This window comes from uncultured Maribacter sp. (genome assembly GCF_963974015.1).
Classification (GTDB): domain Bacteria; phylum Bacteroidota; class Bacteroidia; order Flavobacteriales; family Flavobacteriaceae; genus Maribacter.
This window is the reverse complement of record NZ_CAXBBZ010000001.1, coordinates 18445-37031: the sequence shown is the minus strand read 5'-3', so window position 1 is coordinate 37031 and position 18587 is coordinate 18445. Positions and strand designations below refer to the sequence as shown.

Below are 18587 nucleotides of genomic sequence, written 5' to 3'. Positions count from 1 at the left end.
ATTAACCTAATTATTTTGAACTTAAATTTTGTTTTTGACTTTTAGAAAATTTTAAGTTCTTATCTTAAAATTTTAAAATATTATTACTTGAAACCAAAGATTACGTTAAAAGATATTGCTAGAGAGTTGGATGTTTCAATTTCAACTGTTTCTAAGGCTCTCAAAAATAGTGCGGAGATAAGTAAGGATACAAAGGATAAAATTAAAGCTTTTGCGAAATTCTATAATTATCGTCCTAATAATATTGCTCTTAGTCTCAAAAATAAAAGAACAAAAAACATTGGAGTTATTATTCCTGATATTGTCCATCATTTTTTTACCACAGTTTTTAGGGGAATAGAAAAATATGCAAATGAAAAAGGGTATAACGTTATCGTTTGTATTTCAGATGAATCTATTGAGAAGGAAGTCATTAACATGGAAATGTTGGCTAATGGCAGTATAGATGGTTTTATTCTTTCCTTAAGTGCAGAAACCCAATTAAAAAACGAATTCACACACTTGAAAGAGTTGCTTGACCAAGGTATACCTATAGTGCTTTTTGATCGAGTTACCTCAGAGATAGAATGTGATAAGGTTGTCTTGAACGATGAGGAAATAGCTCGTGAGGCTGTTGGTCATTTTATCAAGTCAGGGGCAAAAAAAATTGCGTTAGTTACTACAGAGAATTATTTTAATGTAAGTGAAAGTAGGCGAATAGGATATTTAGATGCTCTAAAAGTCCAAAATATTAAAGTTGACGAAAATTTGATACTGACGCTATCCCATGATATGGAAAATGATATGCTCATAACAGAATTTTTTCAAAATAATAAGGTAGATGCTGTTTTATGCGTCAATGAGATATTTGCCATTCAATGTATGAGTATCATTCAGGAATTAGGTTTTAATGTGCCTAATGATATTTCGATAATCGGTTTTACTGATGGCATATTGTCAAGATTTTCCGTCCCTAGATTAAGTACAGTTGCTCAACACGGGGAATTAATGGGTGAAACAGCTGCTAAATTACTCATTGATCGTATGGAGCGGTTAAATGAAGTTGAGGAACCTTATAAAACAAAAGTAATAAATGCCACATTAATTAAGCGAGGTTCATCAATCAATTAATACTTTTGTGATTATGGAAAAAGTGGCATTTATTTTTGATTTAGATGGTGTTATTGTAGATACGGCTAAATATCATTACTTGGCTTGGAGGAAACTAGCCAATAAATTAGGTTTTGATTTTTCAAAGGAACAAAACGAACTCTTTAAAGGGGTAAGTAGAAAAAGGTGCTTAGAAATTCTATTGGATATTGGTAAAATTAAAGCGACACAAGAGCAATTTGATAAATGGATGATAGATAAGAATGTAGATTATTTGGCTTACATAGAAAAAATGGATGCCAAAGAAATACTGCCCGATGTGCCTAGAGTACTCAATTATTTAAAGAAAAAAAACATCCCAATCGCGTTAGGTTCTGCAAGTAAGAATGCTAGACCAATTTTAGAGAAAGTAAATTTATTATCATATTTCAATACTATTGTAGATGGCAATAGTGTAACAAAGGCAAAACCTGATCCTGAGGTATTTTTGATTGCGGCTAATAATTTAGGTGTTAATGCGAGTTCATGTGTTGTTTTTGAAGATGCCGTTGCAGGTATACAGGCAGCAAATAGAGCAAAAATGACTAGTATAGGTATTGGTGATTCTAATATACTTGATGAAGCTGACTATAATTTTAAAGATTTCACAGAAATAAGCGATAGTTTTTTGGAATCACTTCTAAACAATAATCAAAATATATAATTTAGGCTATCTATTCATAGTTCAATTATTTTTGATTTCAATTCAACATTAAATTAATGAATCAATATTATATAAAAGCAGATAAGTGGTGCATCATTGAGGAAGGTTTTGATAAAGAAAATATAAAATCTTCTGAGAGCATTTTTAGTATCGGTAATGGTGCAATGGGTCAGAGAGCTAATTTTGAAGAAAGTTATTCTGGCGAAACTTTTCAGGGAAGTTATATTGCGGGAGTATATTATCCGGATAAAACCCGAGTAGGTTGGTGGAAAAATGGCTATCCGGAATATTTCGCTAAAGTATTGAACGCACCAAATTGGATTGGTATCAAAATCTATATAGATGATACGGAGTTTGATTTGGCAACATGTAAAAAGGTATCAGGCTTCAAAAGGGAGCTGAACATGAAAGAAGGTATTTATACCAGAATTTTTCAGGCGGTTTCTTCGAACAATGTTGAAATAGAAGTAAAAGTAAAGCGTTTTTTAAGTTTAGATATTGACGAGGTCGGCGCTATTTCCTATACTTTAAAAGTTCTAAAGGCAGATGCTAAAATTGCTTTCGAACCCTTTTTGGATAGTGGTATTACCAACGAAGATAGTAATTGGGACGATAAATTTTGGAACACGACCAAGGTCAGTACATCACACAATCGTGCTTTTATAGAAGCACACACCATGAAAACAAATTTTGAGACCTGTACATTTATGCAGGCATCTCTTAATTATAATGGTAAAGAATTAACTGGCGTGCAAAGTGAAAAGACCGAGACATACGTTTCCTTAAAATTTGAACAAAAAGTAAAAGCAAATGAAACTTTGACTTTAACCAAATTTGGCGGTTATACCGTGACAAGAAATCATGATGCAAATGAATTGGCAACTGCAGCCAATGATGCTTTAGATAAAGCTTCTTCATTAGGGTTTGAAGGCTTAATGCAAACGCAAAAAGAAGCTTGGGCTTCCATTTGGGAAATGAGTGATATAGTCATTGAAGGAGATGTGAAGGCGCAGCAAGGTATTCGATTCAATATTTTTCAATTGAACCAAACCTACTTGGGTACAGATTCGAGATTAAATATTGGCCCAAAAGGATTTACCGGAGAAAAATATGGTGGTAGTACCTATTGGGATACCGAAGCATACTGTATTCCTTTTTATATGGCTACCAAAGACGATAAAGTAGCAAGAAAATTATTGAAATACCGGTATAACCATTTAGAAAAAGCCATAGCGAATGCTACCAAACTTGGGTTTTCTAATGGTGCTGCATTATACCCAATGGTAACCATGAACGGCGAAGAATGTCACAATGAGTGGGAAATAACTTTTGAGGAAATTCACAGAAATGGGGCTATTGCTTTTGCAATACATAACTATTATAGATATACAGGTGATTACAGTTATATACCCGAAATGGGATTAGAGGTGTTAATTGGGATTTCTAGATTTTGGCATCAGCGGGTAAACTTTTCTAAAGACAAGAATAAGTACGTAATGTTAGGAGTTACCGGACCAAATGAATATGAGAATAATGTGCACAATAATTGGTATACAAATTACTTGGCCAAATGGTGTATTAATTATACGTTGACCCAATTGACAAAGGTTAAGAATGGCTATCCTGATGATTACCATAGAATTATGGGGAAGACAAAACTTACGGATAGAGAATGTGATAAATGGAGGAATGTTGCTGACCATATGTTTTTTCCATACTCGAAGGAATTTGGCGTGTTTTTACAACAAGACGGGTTTTTGGATAAAGATTTGGTCAAGGTTGATGAATTACCAAAAACAGATAGGCCTATCAATCAAAAATGGAGTTGGGATAGAATTCTAAGATCTCCCTATATTAAACAAGCTGATGTTTTACAAGGTTTCTATTTTTTTGAAGAAGACTTTTCATTAGAAGATCTTGAAAAACATTTTGATTTTTACGAACCGTTTACAGTTCATGAATCCTCGTTATCACCTTGTGTGCATAGTATTCAAGCTGCCAAATTAGGTAGAATGGAACAAGCGTATAGTTTCTATTTGAGAACATCGAGGTTAGATTTAGATGACTACAATAAAGAAGTAGAAGAAGGGCTGCATATTACCTCAATGGCTGGTACTTGGATGAGTATTGTCGAAGGTTTTGGCGGTATGCGTGTAATTGAGGACAAACTATCGTTTAAGCCTCAGATACCGAACCAGTGGAAAGCATATTCATTTAAGGTGAATTTCCGTAATCGTATTATTAAAGTTAATGTTACGGCTAAAACCGCAACATTCGAATTGTCTGGTTCTAAAGAAGTATCAATCCGGGTGAATGGCAAGAAAGTAGAGTTGTTTCCAGATGAGATAGTTACTGTATAGCTGTGAAGAAATTATCTAACATAAATATCAGAATACCAAAATAGGCGAATGGATAAGAAGATTGTTATTTATCATGTGTTCACTAGACTTTTTGGAAATACCAATACCAACAATAAACCTTGGGGTACTATTGAAGAAAACGGGGTAGGTAAATTTTCCGATTTCACAAAAAAGGCATTAGACGAAATTAAAGATTTAGGAATAACGCATATTTGGTATACAGGTATTCCCCATCATGCAGTAATAAATGATTATACCGAATATGGTATTTCTAATGACGACCCAAATGTAGTAAAGGGCAGGGCAGGTTCGCCTTATGCGGTCAAAGATTACTATAATGTAAATCCTGATTTAGCAATTGATCCGAAGAATAGACTGAAAGAGTTTAAGGCTTTGATTAAACGCACCCATCAGGCCGGCATGAAAGTCATTATAGACATTGTACCTAATCATGTTGCAAGACGGTATGAAGGTAAGACCAACCCAAAAGGAGTGTCTGATTTTGGTTATGGAGACGATACCTCTGTGGAATATCAAAAGGATAATAATTACTATTATATACCGGGAACTGAATTTCAAACCCCTGTATGGAGAGATGGTTATTTGCCTTTAGGTGGTAACCCAATAAATTTACCGGATTCGAAATTGATTGAAGTGCCAGCAAAATGGACTGGTAATGGTTCACGAAGTCCGCAACCTGATATGAACGATTGGTATGAGACAGTTCGTATTAATTATGGGGTTAGACCAGATGGCGGATTAGATTTTGACATACTGCCTAATGACTTCGGTGAACGCGATTATAAAGAACATTACAACTATTGGAAAAATAAAGTGGTGCCTAGCTCTTGGAGAAAATTTAGGGATGTAGCCTTGTATTGGTTGAAAATGGGTGTTGATGGCTTTAGATACGACATGGCCGAAATGGTTCCTGTAGAATTTTGGAGCTTTATGAATTCATCTATAAAAATGGAAAACCCTGATGCCTTTATTATGGCCGAGGTATACAATCCAGATTTATATAGAACCTACATTCATAAGGGTAAAATGGACTATTTATATGATAAGGTTGATTTTTATGATGGATTGAAACATATTATGAAAGGCTATGGTTGGTCAGACCATATACCAGTGGTACAAAATGGATTACAAGATATTGAGCATAACATGCTACATTTTCTAGAGAATCATGATGAACAGCGAATTGCCAGTCCTGAATTCGTTGGCAACCCAGAAATAGGGAAACCCGCCATGGTAATTTCGGCTACCATAAGTACCTCACCAACTATGATTTATTTCGGACAAGAAGTAGGTGAGCCAGCGGCAGAGAATGCAGGTTTTGGTAGTGCTTCACGAACTTCTATATTTGACTATGTCGGTGTGCCCAATCATCAACGTTGGGTGAATGACAAGAAATTTGACGGTGGGCAATTAAAACCAGAAGAAGCAGCATTACGCGATTTTTATAAAAGACTTTTAAATTTCACAATTACTAGTGAAGCGTTGATGGGCGCCTATCGAGAAATACATTTTTACAATAAAGAAATTACAGAGAATTATAATCATAGGGTTTTATCATATGTACGTTGGTCAGAGAATCAAAAATTAATTATAGTCTCTAATTTTGATAGAAATGTTCATTGCTCGTTTGACTTGAAAATTCCTGTAGATATTATTAATCAATGGCAATTGAGCCAAGGTACTTATAAGTTGAAAGATGTACTTTATGGTCATACAAATTCACTAAAAATTGAGAACGGTGAAGGTCATATATCAATCGAGCTAAATCCATTAGAATCCTTTATTTTTGAATTAAAATCTTAAATACATGTTTAGTAGAATAACATTTTTATTTATTTGCCTCTCTTTATTATCCTGCAATATGAAAAAACCTTTAATTATTGGTCATAGAGGTGCCATGGGGCATGAAACGGAGAACACCTTACCATCAATTCAAAAAGCGATCGATTTAGGCGTCGACATGATTGAAATAGATGTGTTTAAAATTAAAAGTGGAGAGATCGTCGTTTTTCATGATAATACTGTCGATAGGCTTACCAATGGTCCTGGAAGTATTGAAGAGTATAATATTCTTGAGTTGAAAAAATTGATTGTAAATGGAGGGCATCAAATACCAATGTTACAAGATGTATTAAAACTAATCGATAATAAGGTAGCTTTAAATATAGAGTTAAAGGGTGCCGGCACTGCAGATAGGGTTAATTTTATAATGGACTATTATATAAATAAAAAAAATTGGTCACCTGCGAATTTTATTATTTCTAGTTTTAATTGGGATGAGTTAAAGGAAATGAGAAGATTAAATCCAGATGTGGCAATAGCAGTTTTAACAGAAGAAAATCCTATAGATGCCATTCCAATAGCAAAGGAACTGAAAGCAGTTGCAATTAATCCATATTTCAAAAAATTAGATTTAGAGGTAGCCAATCAAATACATGCTGCCGGCTTTAAAATTTATACATGGACGGTGAATGAACCTAAAGATATCGATGCTATGAAAAAAATAGCAGTTGATGGTATCATTACTAATTTTCCCGAACGCGTAAATTAATGTATGATGTTCTGGTAATTGGTGGCGGTGCTGCAGGTTTTTATACTGCAATTCATATTGCAGAGGCTAGGCCGAGCACCAAAATTGCTATTCTAGAACGCGGTAAAGAAGTACTTACCAAAGTAAAAATATCTGGCGGTGGGCGTTGTAATGTAACCCATGCAGAATTCGACCCAAAGGAATTAAACAAGAACTATCCTAGAGGTGAAAAAGAGCTTTTAGGGCCATTTCATACCTATGCTAGTGCAGACACTGTTGGGTTTTTTGAAGAACGAGGCGTTTCTTTAAAAATCGAAGAAGACGGCAGAATGTTTCCTGTAAGTAATTCTTCACAAACTATTATCGATTGTTTTGTATCTGAAACAGAACGGTTAGGTATAGAGGTTAAAATACTTTGTCCTGTAAGTGGGATAGAACAAATTCAACATAAGGATGATACGTTATGGAGAGTTAAAGTCGCAGAAAATTTTCTTTTATCAAAAAAATTAATTGTAGCCACGGGCAGCAATCCAAAAATCTGGAAGTATATTGAAGAATTAGGTCATACCATAGTACCCCCTGTACCTTCACTTTTTACTTTTAATATTAAAGATGACCGTATTTCAGGTATCCCTGGTTTGGCAACGCAAGCCGAGGTTACTGTTATGCCAAAAAAAAAACATGGCATTGATTCTAAAAAGGCAAAATTAGAAACGGCTAATCTTATCTCAGATGGGCCTCTTTTAATTACACATTGGGGTGTAAGTGGTCCAGCTATTTTAAAACTATCAGCATGGGGAGCAAGAGTTTTAGAGCAATACAATTATCAATTCAAGATTCAAGTGAATTGGGTGCCAGAATATCATAAAGACGGACTTTTAGAACTGTTTTTAAAAGTGAAACAAGATGAAAAAAAGACTGTTCTTAGAACAAAAGTATTGGATATACCCAAGCGATTGTGGGCAAATTTGATTAAAGCTTCACATATTGAAGATAGTACAACTTGGCCTGAGGTTTCTAAGCAACAATTATTGGCGTTGGCAGAACAATTAACAGCTAGTGTTTTTCAAGTAAATGGTAAAAGCACTTTTAAAGAAGAATTTGTGACTGCAGGTGGTATAGATTTAAAAGAAATTAATTTTAAGACCTATCAAAGTAAAGTTTTACCAAACTTATATTTCGCAGGCGAAATTATAAATATTGATGCTATTACGGGAGGCTTCAATTTTCAAAATGCATGGACAGGTGGTTTTATAGCCGCTAAAGGTGTAGTTGAAGAATTAAATAAAGTCCAACAATGATATTGATAACTTATGTTGCCTTTTTACGTGGAATAAATGTTAGTGGAAAAAGAAAAGTCCCTATGGTAGAACTTAGGGCTATGTGTGAAAGATTAAATTTACAAGATGTTAAAACCTATATTCAAAGTGGAAATATTGTATTTAAGAGTTCGATAGTAAAAGCAAAGGATTTAGCTATTTTATTGCATAATGAAATTAAAAAGCACTTTGGTTTTGATGTTCCCGTAATAGTAAAAACTGTCGATGGTTTAAGTCAAATTATAGAGAAAAATCCGTTTATTTCTCAGGAAGATATTGCTGCAAATAAAATATATTTTGTGCTACTAAGTAGCCAACCGGCCAATGAATTACTTGAAAATTTAAGCGAAGAAACATTTGAGAACGAGGAATACGCAGTGATTGATAGTTGTTTGTATTTAAAATGTGCTTTAGGCTATGGTAGGGCCAAATTAAATAACAATTTAATTGAGCGTAAGTTGAAAATTTTAGCGACAGCCAGAAATTATAGGACTATGAATAAATTGCTTGAATTGTGTAATCAGTAAATTGTAGAACAAGATATTTTTTTTAATTCAACTCCCATATTTTATAGTTCAATACGGTAGCAAAACATATCCAAAGTAAATAGGGGATCAATAAAATGGCAGCTACTTTGCTTACCACCTTAAACCATTTAATGGTTAATATAAGCACCACCAGTAAGGTTAAAATCACCAAGAGACTCCAAAATGGTTGTTTTAACCCAAAGAATACGATGCTCCATAAGCCATTTAATAATAATTGGAAACCAAAATGATACAGTCCTGTTTTTACCCATTTATGATGAAATCCTTTTGCCCAGACCCATCCAGCGGAAATACCCATTAAAATGTAAAGGGTGGTCCAAACAGGAGCGAATATCCAATTTGGGGGATTAAAACTCGGTTTGTTCAGAGTCATATACCAACCATTCACAGAACTTTGAGTAACAACGCTACTTAGAAACCCTATGGTAGAACATATGATAATTCCGATAATAATGTAGGTGAGTTTTCTTGTCAATTGGTTGGTGTTTAGCTCTAAAATAAGGATTAATTTTAATTGATAGCCCTAAAAACTATCTTTGCACAAATTAAAATTTCAATGACAGAAAAAGATTTTAGTTCAGTTTCCTACACAACAATGAAAGATGAAGGGGAAGTGGCTTATTCTTCACCTAGCAATATTGCCTTAGTGAAGTATTGGGGGAAAAGGAAAAATCAAATTCCAGCAAATCCCTCTATCAGTTTTACGTTGTCCGCTTGTGCTACAAAAACTAAAGTTCATTATAAAAAAAGGGAGAATCTCAATGGTGAATTTTCTTTTGACTTTTTGTTTGAAGGAGAAGAGAAAGAGGAATTTAAGCCAAAAATCAATACATTTTTAAATAGAATAGAAGAATATTTACCTTTTTTGAAATATTATCATTTTATCATAAACTCATCAAATACTTTTCCGCACAGTAGCGGTATTGCATCATCTGCTAGCGGAATGTCTGCATTGGCACTTTGTTTTATGGAAATGGAAAGGTCATTTGTTGAAAATATGACAGTGGAGTATTTTAATAGAAAAGTCTCATTTTTATCTAGATTAGGTTCTGGTAGTGCATGTCGTAGTATCGAAGGTCCTTTGGTACAATGGGGAGAAAGCAAAGTAATAGAAGGTAGTTCAAATCTTTTCGGAATTAAGTATCCTTATGAAGTTCATCCAATATTTAAGAATTTTCACGACACCATATTATTAGTTGACAAAGGTGAAAAACAAGTGAGTAGCACTATAGGGCATGAATTAATGCATGGCCACCCGTATGCAGTAAACAGATTTGCTCAAGCAGATACGAATCTAGATAAGTTGAAGACGGTTTTTTCTAACGGCAATTTAGAAGATTTTATTAGTATTGTTGAAAGTGAAGCACTTACTCTACACGCTATGATGATGACTAGTAGTCCATACTTTATTCTCATGAAACCAAATACGCTGTCTATAATAAATAGTATTTGGAAATTTAGAGAGCAGTCAAATACCCATGTCTGTTTTACACTAGATGCTGGTGCAAATGTACATGTCTTGTATCCTGAGGGTGAAAAAGATGTTGTTTTTCCATTTATAAAAGAAAGGTTGATTCCATTTTGTCAAAATGGGCAGTATATTTGTGACCGAATAGGTCTGGGTGCTAAGAAGTTGTAGGTTATGTGTGTACGATTGCGTCCAAAATTCCGTTAGTAAAAGAGCGATTCAACTATTTTGTTTAACAAAAAAAGAGGAAACGTTCAACTTTGTGTATATTTATAAGTAACATTTGATAATTGCCCAGTTTTTAAAATGAAAGGACCACTATTTTATTCCAAAATTCTTCTCTTCGGAGAGTATGGTATTATAAAAGATTCCAAAGGATTATCTATACCCTATAATTTTTATAAAGGAGCTCTGAAATCAGATGGAAATGCTTCAGAAGGAGCTCTGAAATCAAACCAAAGTTTAGAAGCTTTCGCTGTGTATCTTAAAAATTTAACTAAAAAGGAACCAAAATTGGTTTCGTTTGATTTGGACCTTTTAAAGGCCGATATAGAGGCCGGTATGTATTTTGATAGCTCAATACCGCAGGGTTATGGTGTGGGTAGTAGTGGTGCCCTAGTAGCGGCGATATATGATAAATATGCGGATGATAAAATAACGGTCTTAGAAAATTTGACTAGGGAGAAATTATTGAAATTGAAGGTTATTTTTGGTAAAATGGAATCTTTTTTTCATGGAAAATCGTCAGGTCTTGATCCTTTGAACAGTTATTTAAGTTTACCAATTCTTATTAATTCTAAAGATAATATAGAATCTACGAGTATACCTTCTCAAAACGCGGAAGGTAAAGGAGCTGTATTTTTATTGGATAGCGGTATAGTTGGTGAAACTGCACCGATGGTTCAGATATTTATGGAGCAGATGAAGAATGATGGTTTTCGAAAGATGCTAAAGAATCAATTCATAAAACATACCGATGCGTGTGTTGAAGATTTTGTCAATGGCAATATTCAATCTTTGTTTGGAAATTTAAAACAATTATCTCATGTTGTTTTAGATAACTTTAAACCAATGATACCAGCTAAATTTCATGTGTTATGGAAGAATGGAATCGATACCAATGATTATTATCTAAAGCTATGCGGCTCTGGTGGTGGTGGGTATATTCTTGGTTTTACAGAAGATTTAGAAAAGGCAAAGACTTCGCTTAAAGACTACAAACTTGAAGTAGTTTATAATTTTTAGGAAATTTCCAAAATGCTTAATAGAAAAAACAAACTCTTACTTTTAAAAGTATTGAGTCTTTTTTCGGTGGTTAGAGGGTATAATATTCTTGTAATCGCTTTAGCTCAATACTTGGCATCTATTTATATTTTGTCGCCAAATCTACCATTGCGACAAGTTGTTTTAGATGTTAATCTATTTGCCATTGTTATTGCTTCTGCAATGGTAATCGCAGGGGGTTACATTATCAATAATTTCTACGATGCGGAAAAAGATTTAATAAATAAGCCTAGAAAAAGTATGCTTGATCGATTGGTTAGCCAGCGATTTAAATTAACCACCTATTTCGTATTGAATTTTACGGCTGTAATTGTAGCTAGTTATGTGTCGTTTAGGGCGGTATTTTTTTTCTCTTCCTATATTTTCGGTATCTGGCTCTATTCACATAAATTGAAAAGAATTCCTTTATTGGGAAATTTCATATCGGCAATTTTGGCAATTACCCCTTTCTTTGTTGTATTCGTATACTATCGAAATTTTGAAACGGTCATTTTCGTACATGCTTTTTTCTTATTTCTCTTAATTCTAGCACGTGAAATGATAAAAGATTTAGAAAATATTTCAGGCGATATTGCCCAGAACTATAGCACCATACCAATAATTTACGGGGCAAGAATTTCTAAAATTATTATAACGCTATTAATATTGTTAACACTTCTTCCATCACTTCTTCTTATTTTTAAGTTCGATGTAGGTTATATGAATTTTTATTTCGCCATATGTGTAATATTATTGGTGCTATTCATTTTTCTATTATCGAGGGCAGAAACCAAAAAAGACTATGTTTGGTTGCATAATATTTTAAAACTCATAATAGTAGTTGGAGTTTTCAGTATTTTATTGATTGACGTACACCTAGTATTAAATAGAATACTATAGTTCTAGTGAATATGTTCAATATAACTATTTGAACGGCAATTCAATTTCCTACCTTTGTGCAAAATTGGTACAGTTATGAGTAGGGACGATTCTAGTAGAGAGAAAAAATCTTCGGGAAGACAAGGGGGTAATTTCAAAAAGAAGAGCTATGCACGTGGTAATGCTCCAATCAAGAAAAATGTAAGTCCAAGCAAACCGTCAGACCCAAATTCTATTCGACTTAATAAATATGTAGCTAACTCTGGTGTTTGTTCACGTAGAGATGCTGATATTTATATTGCTGCAGGTAATGTGACTGTTAATGGTAAGCCAATCATTGAGATGGGTTATAAAGTTAAGTTGACCGATGAGGTAAAGTTCGACGGACAATTATTGAACCCTGTTAAGAAAGAATATGTATTACTTAATAAACCAAAAGATTTTGTAACTACTATTCGTGATGAAAAAGGCAGAAGACATGTATCTGGATTAATTTCAAGTGCATCAAAGTCAAAATTATTGCCAGTTGATAAAATGGAAAAGGAGCATACTGGTTTACTTTTGTTTACCAACGATGGTAGTATGACCAAGACCTTGAAAAGTCCTATAAATGGTATGCGTAAAATATATCATTTGGTATTGGATATGGAATTGCGTAGTGCCGATTTGAAGAAAATTCAAGAAGGAGTAATTGTAGATGAAAAGGTAGTACGTGTTCAAGATATAAGTTTTATTGCTGATTCTCCGAAGAGAGAAGTAGGAATTGAAATTTTTAGTTCTAGGAATAAAATTGTAGAACGTTTATTTGAAACTTTAGGCTACAAAGTTCAAAAATCTGATAGAGTTGTCTATGGTGGTCTTACAAAAAAGGATTTACCAAGAGGACATTGGCGATATTTGACCGCCCAAGAGGTGATAAACCTTAAAATGATAAAATAATACATTGTCCTTGTCAAATGAAGGGCAAAAGGATATATGAAACTATTTCAATGTACCAACTGTAAGAATACGGTTGTTTTCGAAAATCATACATGTGTAAATTGCGGTTATTTTTTAGGGTACTCTTCCTATTTCAATACCATTGTTTCATTAAATACCAATGTCTCTCAATGGCAATTAACTAATCTTGAGAATAAAACATATGTATATTGTGAAAACCATAAACATGATGTTTGCAATTGGTTGGTTGAAACTTCTCAAAAATCAGAATTTTGTCTGGCTTGCTCTTTAAACCGAACAATTCCTCAATTATTAGATAAGGAAAATTTAGAAAAATGGAAGCATATTGAGCTTGCCAAACATAGATTAGTATATCAATTATTACAATTCAGGTTACCGATTATTAGTAAAATGGAGGATGAACAAAATGGACTATGTTTTGATTTTTTATCCAAAGATGACCTTGCCAAAGCATCAAAAGATGTTAAGACTGGGCATGCAAATGGTGTCATAACCCTACTTATTTCAGAAGCTGATCCGGTAGTGCGTGAGCAAGTTAAAAAACAGATGGCTGAACGCTATAGAACTTTGTTGGGTCATTTTAGACATGAAGTTGGTCACTATTATTGGGATCAATTAATTCGTGATAATGAACAAGTTTTAAACAATTTTAGAAGTGTTTTTGGAGATGAATCTGTATCATATGCTGATGCTTTACAAAGACATTACGATAATGGACCTAAATCTAATTGGCAACAAAGTTATATAAGTAAATATGCAACTTCTCACCCTTGGGAAGATTGGGCCGAAACATGGTCTCATTATCTTCATTTAACCGATGTTTTAGAGACTGCATATAATTTTGGAATACAAACTGACCCTAAAATAACTTCGCCAGAAAGTTTAAAAATGAACGCTAGTTTTAACCCTTATAAAGCAACTAGTTTTAATAAATTCATGGATACCGGTATTCCACTTTTATATGCCTTAAATAGTATGAATCGGTCAATGGGAGAAAATGATCCTTACCCATTTATTATTTCAGAACCAGTAAAGAAAAAATTGGAATTCATTCATAATTTATTGAAAGGTATTTAATCTCTACTTAAGGCATCTCTAAAATCAATCGTTCATATAAAGGTTGTATAGCAAGATAGATAGTTTTGCTAATTTACTATTTGCCAAAAATGTTTAATGACTCTTGTTTCAAAAAGGTCAAATGATGAGGGTATAAAACTATTATATCCTTTGAGTTTAATAGAAGTTATACCAATTATCCAATTGTAGTCAATAGTAATTTTTTATTAAGGAGCAGTCGAGATAGTATTTTGACTAATAACATTAATGACTAAAAACTACATAACGTAGCTTTATTTAATGTCATTAAAGGAAGTTATGTATGAAGCAAAAAAATGGTCAAACCCAAATCTTAAAGTTCAGGTTACAACACCTTCCTGAATTATTGATAAAAACGTATTACGCTTGGATGGAAAAAGAACCATTTCAAATAAGTGCGGTTATCGCTTATTATGCAATTCTATCTTTACCAGGCTTATTAATTTTAATATTGGAATTGGTAGGGGGTATTTGGGGTAAGGAAATAGTACGTGGAGAATTATTTGCTGAAATTTCATCTGCGATGGGCTCCGAAACAGCTCGATCTATACAAGAAATGATAGCGGATAGAGGAAGTGAAAATACTTCTATAGTAGCTGCGATTTTAGGTGTCGGTGTATTGATTTATGGTGCTACGGGCGTTTTTTATCAATTACAAAATGCTTTAAATGATATTTGGAACACCAAACCGAAATACTCTAACGAAATATTATCTACACTTTTCATGCGTTTAAAAGGATTTGGGTTTATTCTTATTTTAATGTTTCTTCTACTAATAAGTTTTGTGCTGACTTCATTTTTATCGGCATTTTCAAAGCAACTCTCTAGACTTTTGCCAGAGGGTATGTTAGCGCTAGGTTTTGTGTTGGATATTGTTATTTCCCTGTCCTTCATTTACCTGTTGTTCGGAGCCATGTTCAAATACTTGCCAAGTACTCATGTTCGTTGGAAAGCTGTAAAAGTGGGCGCAGCACTTACTGCATTTTTATTTTTAATAGGTAAATATGCTTTGGCATTCTATTTTGGTAAAGCAGAACCAGGTTCTACATACGGTGCCGCAGGCAGCATCATTTTAGTGATGCTCTGGGTTTCCTATTCGAGTTTAATAGTTACGTTCGGAGCACAGTTCACTAAGATTTATGCGAACAGATATTTAAACCTTGATTAAACCTTTTTCATTTTATCATTAATCTCCTTTAAACATAAATTCCCTAAACTACCTTCATGCGTGTGATGAATATCTCTTTTAGGTATGAATGTACCTTCATTGATTTCTTGACCCATTTTCTTGTAAGCATCCCTAAATGGCATGCCATTTTGTACAAGTTCATTTAGCGTATCTACACTAAATAAATAATCATACTTGGGGTCGTCCAAAATATTGTCGTTCACTCTTATTTCCTTAAGACTAAAAGTCAATATTTCTAAACAGGCCTTCATGTCTTGTATCGCTGGAACGATTATTTCCTTTACCAATTGTAAATCTCTATGATACCCACTAGGTAGATTATTGATAATTAAAGTCAATTGATTTGGTATAGACTGTAATTTATTACACTTGCCACGTACCAACTCGAATACATCAGGATTTTTCTTGTGTGGCATAATACTAGAACCAGTTGTCAATTCATCTGGAAAAGAGATAAAGTTAAAGTTCTGGCTCATGTACAGACAAATATCCATTGCCATTTTAGAAAGTGTTGCAGCAATATTGGCAATACCGAATGCGGTCGCTTTTTCAGCTTTTCCCCTACTCATTTGAGCAGCAACAACATTATATTTTAAGGTGCTAAATCCCATTTCTCTAGTAGTGAAACTACGGTCAATAGCAAATGAACTGCCATAGCCGGCAGCACTACCTAAAGGATTTTGGTCTACCACTTTATAAGCGGCATCAATAAAATATAAATCATCGATTAGACTTTCAGCATAAGCTGAAAACCATAATCCGAAAGAGGATGGCATTGCAATTTGTAAATGGGTATACCCAGGCAACATAACATCTTTATGCTCTTGTGCCTTTACAAGTAATAGGTTGAAAAGCGACTTGGTCATCGATTTTATTTCTGACAGTTCATCTTTTAAATATAGATGCATAGCTACTAAGACCTGATCGTTTCTAGAACGCGCCGTATGAATTTTTTTACCGGTATCTCCTAAACTAAGGGTAAGCATGTATTCAATTTTCGAATGCATGTCCTCAAAAGATTTTTCTATGGAAAAAGTGCCCTTTTCTATTCGTGAAGCAATATTGTTCAGCTCATTAACAAGTTCTTTGGTTTCTTTGGGAGTTAACAAACCAATTTCACCTAGCATTTTAGCATGTGCTTTAGATGCGATTACATCGTACTTGGCTAAGTGTAAATCTAATTCTCTATCATTGCCAACAGTGAAATGATCAATCTTTTTATCAGTGCTAAATCCTTTATCCCAGAGTTTCATTTTAAGTTATTTTTCAATTATCAACGAACAATCGCCAATTGCGTATTTCTAAAAGATTATTGTTTATTGCAAGTAGCCTTTTAATATTTTAATATACAAATCTATGCCTTCTTCAATTTCATGAACATAGATAAATTCATTGGCGGAGTGAGAACGCGTACTATCACCTGGTCCTAATTTAAGTGATTGACAACTTAAAGCCGCTTGATCCGATAGTGTTGGTGAGCCGTAGGTTGTTCTACCTAATGCAATACCCGATTTCACCAACGGATGGTCTTTATCTATTTTCGATGAATTGAGGCGTAAAGATCGTTCCTTTAATTCGCATGGAGCATCCTTCTTTAGTAAATCTGCAATTTCTTTATTACTGTAAGCATCATTTACTCGAACATCAACCACCATGTCTACTTGTGCAGGAACAACATTGTGTTGCGATCCTGCACTTATTTGGGTAACCGTCATTTTTACATCACCCAACGCTTCAGAAGTTTTATCGAATTTGTAGTTTTTAAACCACTCCAAAACTTTGATAGAGTTATAAATGGAATTGTCATCATTTGGGTGTGCTGCGTGAGAAGGAGTGCCTTTTACTACAGCGTCAAAAACAACCAAGCCTTTTTCGGCTATAGCAAGTTGCATTAAGGTAGGTTCACCAACAATAGCAACATCTATGTTTGGAAGTTTTGGTAACAGCCCACGTAGGCTATTTTCTCCTGCATTCTCTTCTTCGGCTGATGCTACCATTAAAATATTATGGTTGAGGTCTTCAGAATCGTAATAGTTCACGAATGTTGCTAATAATGACACTAACGGACCGCCTGCATCATTACTTCCCAATCCAAATAACTTACCATTTTCAATATGAGGTAAAAATGGGTCTTTGGTATAAGCTGTATTCGGTTTTACAGTATCGTGATGCGAATTTAACAATAACGTAGGTTTGTTATCGTCCCAAAACTTGTTCTTGGCTATTACATTATTAAGATTACGTTCCGTTGGAATATTATATTTTGCTAACCAAACTTGTATGGCATCTGCAGTCTTGTCTTCTTCTTTTGAAAAGGATTCAATTGAAATTAGTTGCTTCAATAATCCTATTGCACTTTCTGATAGTTCTGTTTGATTCATTCTATAGGGTTAACGTAGTGAATAATTCAGTGTTTTTATCTAACATAGTAACATCGCCCAAACATACTTTTTCAACATCATTCTGTAATGCATGAAAGCAATTGTGGAGTTTTGGCAGCATGCCATCTGCGATTATTCCGTCGGCCAAAAGTTCGTTATACTTAGCGGTGTTTATCTTTTTAACTACGCTGTTATCATCAGTTATATCTAACAAAACACCTTTTTTCTCAAAACAATAATACAGGGTGGTTTCATAAATGGAAGCCATGCCAATTGCAATTTCCGATGCAATGGTATCTGCATTTGTATTCAATAATTGTCCGTCGCCATCATGCGAAATAGCGCAAAAAATAGGAGTTAGGTTTATGGATAAAAGACTCGTTAATAATTCAGAATTAATACCGTCAATATCACCTACAAATCCGTAATCAATATCCTTTACAGGTCGTTTGTGTGCATGTATACTATTGCCATCAGCACCACTTAAGCCTATGGCATTTATATTTTTTGCCTGAAGTTGGGCGACAATCTTCTTGTTGACCAAACCACCATAAACCATAGTTATGATGTCAAGGGTATCTTTGTCAGTCATTCGTCTGCCATTTATCATGTTAGATTCAATACCGAGCTTTGTTGCTAATTGAGTTGCTAATTTTCCACCACCATGTACTACTATTTTCAGCCCTTCCAATTTAGAAAATGCTGTTAAGAATATATCTAGGGCCTTCTGATCTTCTATGACGTTTCCACCAATTTTCACTATAGATAATTTGTCTTTCATT

17 protein-coding genes are annotated in these 18587 nt (G+C 34.0%); 13 read left to right on the top strand and 4 right to left on the bottom strand.

Going from position 1 to position 18587, the window contains the following annotated elements:
• Positions 1-69 precede the first annotated feature (69 nt).
• Genes AACZ41_RS00175 through AACZ41_RS00145 form a run of 7 tightly spaced genes read left to right on the top strand, consistent with a single transcriptional unit; the run spans position 70 to position 8549 of the window.
• Positions 70-1110: a LacI family DNA-binding transcriptional regulator gene (locus AACZ41_RS00175; protein WP_339626926.1), complete on the top strand. Its 1041-nt coding sequence runs from the start codon at positions 70-72 to the stop codon at positions 1108-1110.
• A 13-nt stretch (positions 1111-1123) separates the two neighbouring features.
• Positions 1124-1792: a beta-phosphoglucomutase gene (gene pgmB, locus AACZ41_RS00170; protein ID WP_339625257.1), complete on the top strand. Its 669-nt coding sequence runs from the start codon at positions 1124-1126 to the stop codon at positions 1790-1792.
• A 56-nt stretch (positions 1793-1848) separates the two neighbouring features.
• Positions 1849-4152 carry a glycoside hydrolase family 65 protein gene (locus AACZ41_RS00165; protein ID WP_339625255.1) on the top strand — a complete coding sequence of 768 codons (2304 nt, stop codon included), beginning with the start codon at positions 1849-1851 and terminating at the stop codon, positions 4150-4152.
• A 48-nt stretch (positions 4153-4200) separates the two neighbouring features.
• Positions 4201-5976, top strand: a complete 1776-nt coding sequence (locus AACZ41_RS00160; protein WP_339625253.1) for an alpha-amylase family glycosyl hydrolase — start codon at positions 4201-4203, stop codon at positions 5974-5976.
• Positions 5977-6034: 58 nt separating this feature from the next.
• The gene (locus tag AACZ41_RS00155; protein WP_339625251.1) at positions 6035-6724 is read left to right on the top strand and encodes a glycerophosphodiester phosphodiesterase family protein; all 690 of its coding nucleotides are present in this window, start codon (positions 6035-6037) and stop codon (positions 6722-6724) included.
• The gene (locus tag AACZ41_RS00150; RefSeq protein WP_339625249.1) at positions 6724-8004 is read left to right on the top strand and encodes an NAD(P)/FAD-dependent oxidoreductase; all 1281 of its coding nucleotides are present in this window, start codon (positions 6724-6726) and stop codon (positions 8002-8004) included. Before AACZ41_RS00155 ends, AACZ41_RS00150 begins: the two co-directional genes overlap by 1 nt.
• Positions 8001-8549 carry a DUF1697 domain-containing protein gene (locus AACZ41_RS00145; RefSeq protein WP_339625247.1) on the top strand — a complete coding sequence of 183 codons (549 nt, stop codon included), beginning with the start codon at positions 8001-8003 and terminating at the stop codon, positions 8547-8549. Before AACZ41_RS00150 ends, AACZ41_RS00145 begins: the two co-directional genes overlap by 4 nt.
• Positions 8550-8571: 22 nt before the next feature.
• Here the strand turns inward: AACZ41_RS00145 and AACZ41_RS00140 are convergent, their stop codons facing one another.
• The gene (locus AACZ41_RS00140) at positions 8572-9045 is read right to left on the bottom strand and encodes a TspO/MBR family protein (RefSeq protein WP_339625245.1); all 474 of its coding nucleotides are present in this window, start codon (positions 9043-9045) and stop codon (positions 8572-8574) included.
• 81 nt (positions 9046-9126) lie between these two features.
• Between AACZ41_RS00140 and AACZ41_RS00135 the strand changes: the two genes are divergently transcribed.
• From AACZ41_RS00135 to AACZ41_RS00110, 6 genes are all read left to right on the top strand, one after another.
• Positions 9127-10209 carry a diphosphomevalonate decarboxylase gene (locus AACZ41_RS00135; RefSeq protein WP_339625243.1) on the top strand — a complete coding sequence of 361 codons (1083 nt, stop codon included), beginning with the start codon at positions 9127-9129 and terminating at the stop codon, positions 10207-10209.
• Between the two features lie 135 nt (positions 10210-10344).
• Positions 10345-11283 carry a mevalonate kinase gene (locus AACZ41_RS00130; RefSeq protein ID WP_339625241.1) on the top strand — a complete coding sequence of 313 codons (939 nt, stop codon included), beginning with the start codon at positions 10345-10347 and terminating at the stop codon, positions 11281-11283.
• A 12-nt stretch (positions 11284-11295) separates the two neighbouring features.
• Positions 11296-12201: a geranylgeranylglycerol-phosphate geranylgeranyltransferase gene (locus AACZ41_RS00125; protein WP_339625239.1), complete on the top strand. Its 906-nt coding sequence runs from the start codon at positions 11296-11298 to the stop codon at positions 12199-12201.
• Between the two features lie 75 nt (positions 12202-12276).
• Complete coding sequence (locus tag AACZ41_RS00120) at positions 12277-13119, top strand: pseudouridine synthase (protein WP_339625237.1); 843 nt, start codon at positions 12277-12279, stop codon at positions 13117-13119.
• 36 nt (positions 13120-13155) lie between these two features.
• Positions 13156-14217 carry a putative zinc-binding metallopeptidase gene (locus AACZ41_RS00115; RefSeq protein WP_339625235.1) on the top strand — a complete coding sequence of 354 codons (1062 nt, stop codon included), beginning with the start codon at positions 13156-13158 and terminating at the stop codon, positions 14215-14217.
• 301 nt (positions 14218-14518) lie between these two features.
• On the top strand, positions 14519-15403 hold the full coding sequence (locus tag AACZ41_RS00110; RefSeq protein WP_339625233.1) for a YihY/virulence factor BrkB family protein: 885 nt from the start codon (positions 14519-14521) through the stop codon (positions 15401-15403).
• Here the strand turns inward: AACZ41_RS00110 and argH are convergent.
• The 3 genes from argH to argB all read right to left on the bottom strand — a co-directional run bounded on the left by argH (position 15400) and on the right by argB (position 18586).
• Positions 15400-16677 (bottom strand): argininosuccinate lyase, encoded by a 1278-nt coding sequence (argH, locus tag AACZ41_RS00105; protein WP_339625231.1) that lies wholly within the window; start codon positions 16675-16677, stop codon positions 15400-15402. The two genes, AACZ41_RS00110 and argH, sit on opposite strands and share 4 nt — an antisense overlap.
• Before the next feature lie 63 nt (positions 16678-16740).
• The gene (locus AACZ41_RS00100; RefSeq protein WP_339625229.1) at positions 16741-17805 is read right to left on the bottom strand and encodes a M20 family metallo-hydrolase; all 1065 of its coding nucleotides are present in this window, start codon (positions 17803-17805) and stop codon (positions 16741-16743) included.
• Position 17806: 1 nt separating this feature from the next.
• Positions 17807-18586, bottom strand: a complete 780-nt coding sequence (gene argB, locus AACZ41_RS00095) for an acetylglutamate kinase (RefSeq protein ID WP_339625227.1) — start codon at positions 18584-18586, stop codon at positions 17807-17809.
• Between the last annotated feature and the right edge of the window lies 1 nt (position 18587).

What these genes read in the sequence shown, in the direction of transcription:
- AACZ41_RS00110 (WP_339625233.1), top strand. Translation starts at nt 14,519, where the DNA reads ATGAAGCAAAAAAATGGTCAAACCCAAATCTTAAAGTTCAGGTTACAA.
- AACZ41_RS00120 (WP_339625237.1), top strand. Translation starts at nt 12,277, where the DNA reads ATGAGTAGGGACGATTCTAGTAGAGAGAAAAAATCTTCGGGAAGACAA.
- argH (WP_339625231.1), bottom strand. Translation starts at nt 16,677, where the DNA reads ATGAAACTCTGGGATAAAGGATTTAGCACTGATAAAAAGATTGATCAT.
- AACZ41_RS00125 (WP_339625239.1), top strand. Translation starts at nt 11,296, where the DNA reads ATGCTTAATAGAAAAAACAAACTCTTACTTTTAAAAGTATTGAGTCTT.
- pgmB (WP_339625257.1), top strand. Translation starts at nt 1,124, where the DNA reads ATGGAAAAAGTGGCATTTATTTTTGATTTAGATGGTGTTATTGTAGAT.
- AACZ41_RS00135 (WP_339625243.1), top strand. Translation starts at nt 9,127, where the DNA reads ATGACAGAAAAAGATTTTAGTTCAGTTTCCTACACAACAATGAAAGAT.
- AACZ41_RS00100 (WP_339625229.1), bottom strand. Translation starts at nt 17,805, where the DNA reads ATGAATCAAACAGAACTATCAGAAAGTGCAATAGGATTATTGAAGCAA.
- AACZ41_RS00130 (WP_339625241.1), top strand. Translation starts at nt 10,345, where the DNA reads ATGAAAGGACCACTATTTTATTCCAAAATTCTTCTCTTCGGAGAGTAT.
- AACZ41_RS00165 (WP_339625255.1), top strand. Translation starts at nt 1,849, where the DNA reads ATGAATCAATATTATATAAAAGCAGATAAGTGGTGCATCATTGAGGAA.
- AACZ41_RS00150 (WP_339625249.1), top strand. Translation starts at nt 6,724, where the DNA reads ATGTATGATGTTCTGGTAATTGGTGGCGGTGCTGCAGGTTTTTATACT.
- argB (WP_339625227.1), bottom strand. Translation starts at nt 18,586, where the DNA reads ATGAAAGACAAATTATCTATAGTGAAAATTGGTGGAAACGTCATAGAA.
- AACZ41_RS00145 (WP_339625247.1), top strand. Translation starts at nt 8,001, where the DNA reads ATGATATTGATAACTTATGTTGCCTTTTTACGTGGAATAAATGTTAGT.
- AACZ41_RS00115 (WP_339625235.1), top strand. Translation starts at nt 13,156, where the DNA reads ATGAAACTATTTCAATGTACCAACTGTAAGAATACGGTTGTTTTCGAA.
- AACZ41_RS00160 (WP_339625253.1), top strand. Translation starts at nt 4,201, where the DNA reads ATGGATAAGAAGATTGTTATTTATCATGTGTTCACTAGACTTTTTGGA.
- AACZ41_RS00155 (WP_339625251.1), top strand. Translation starts at nt 6,035, where the DNA reads ATGAAAAAACCTTTAATTATTGGTCATAGAGGTGCCATGGGGCATGAA.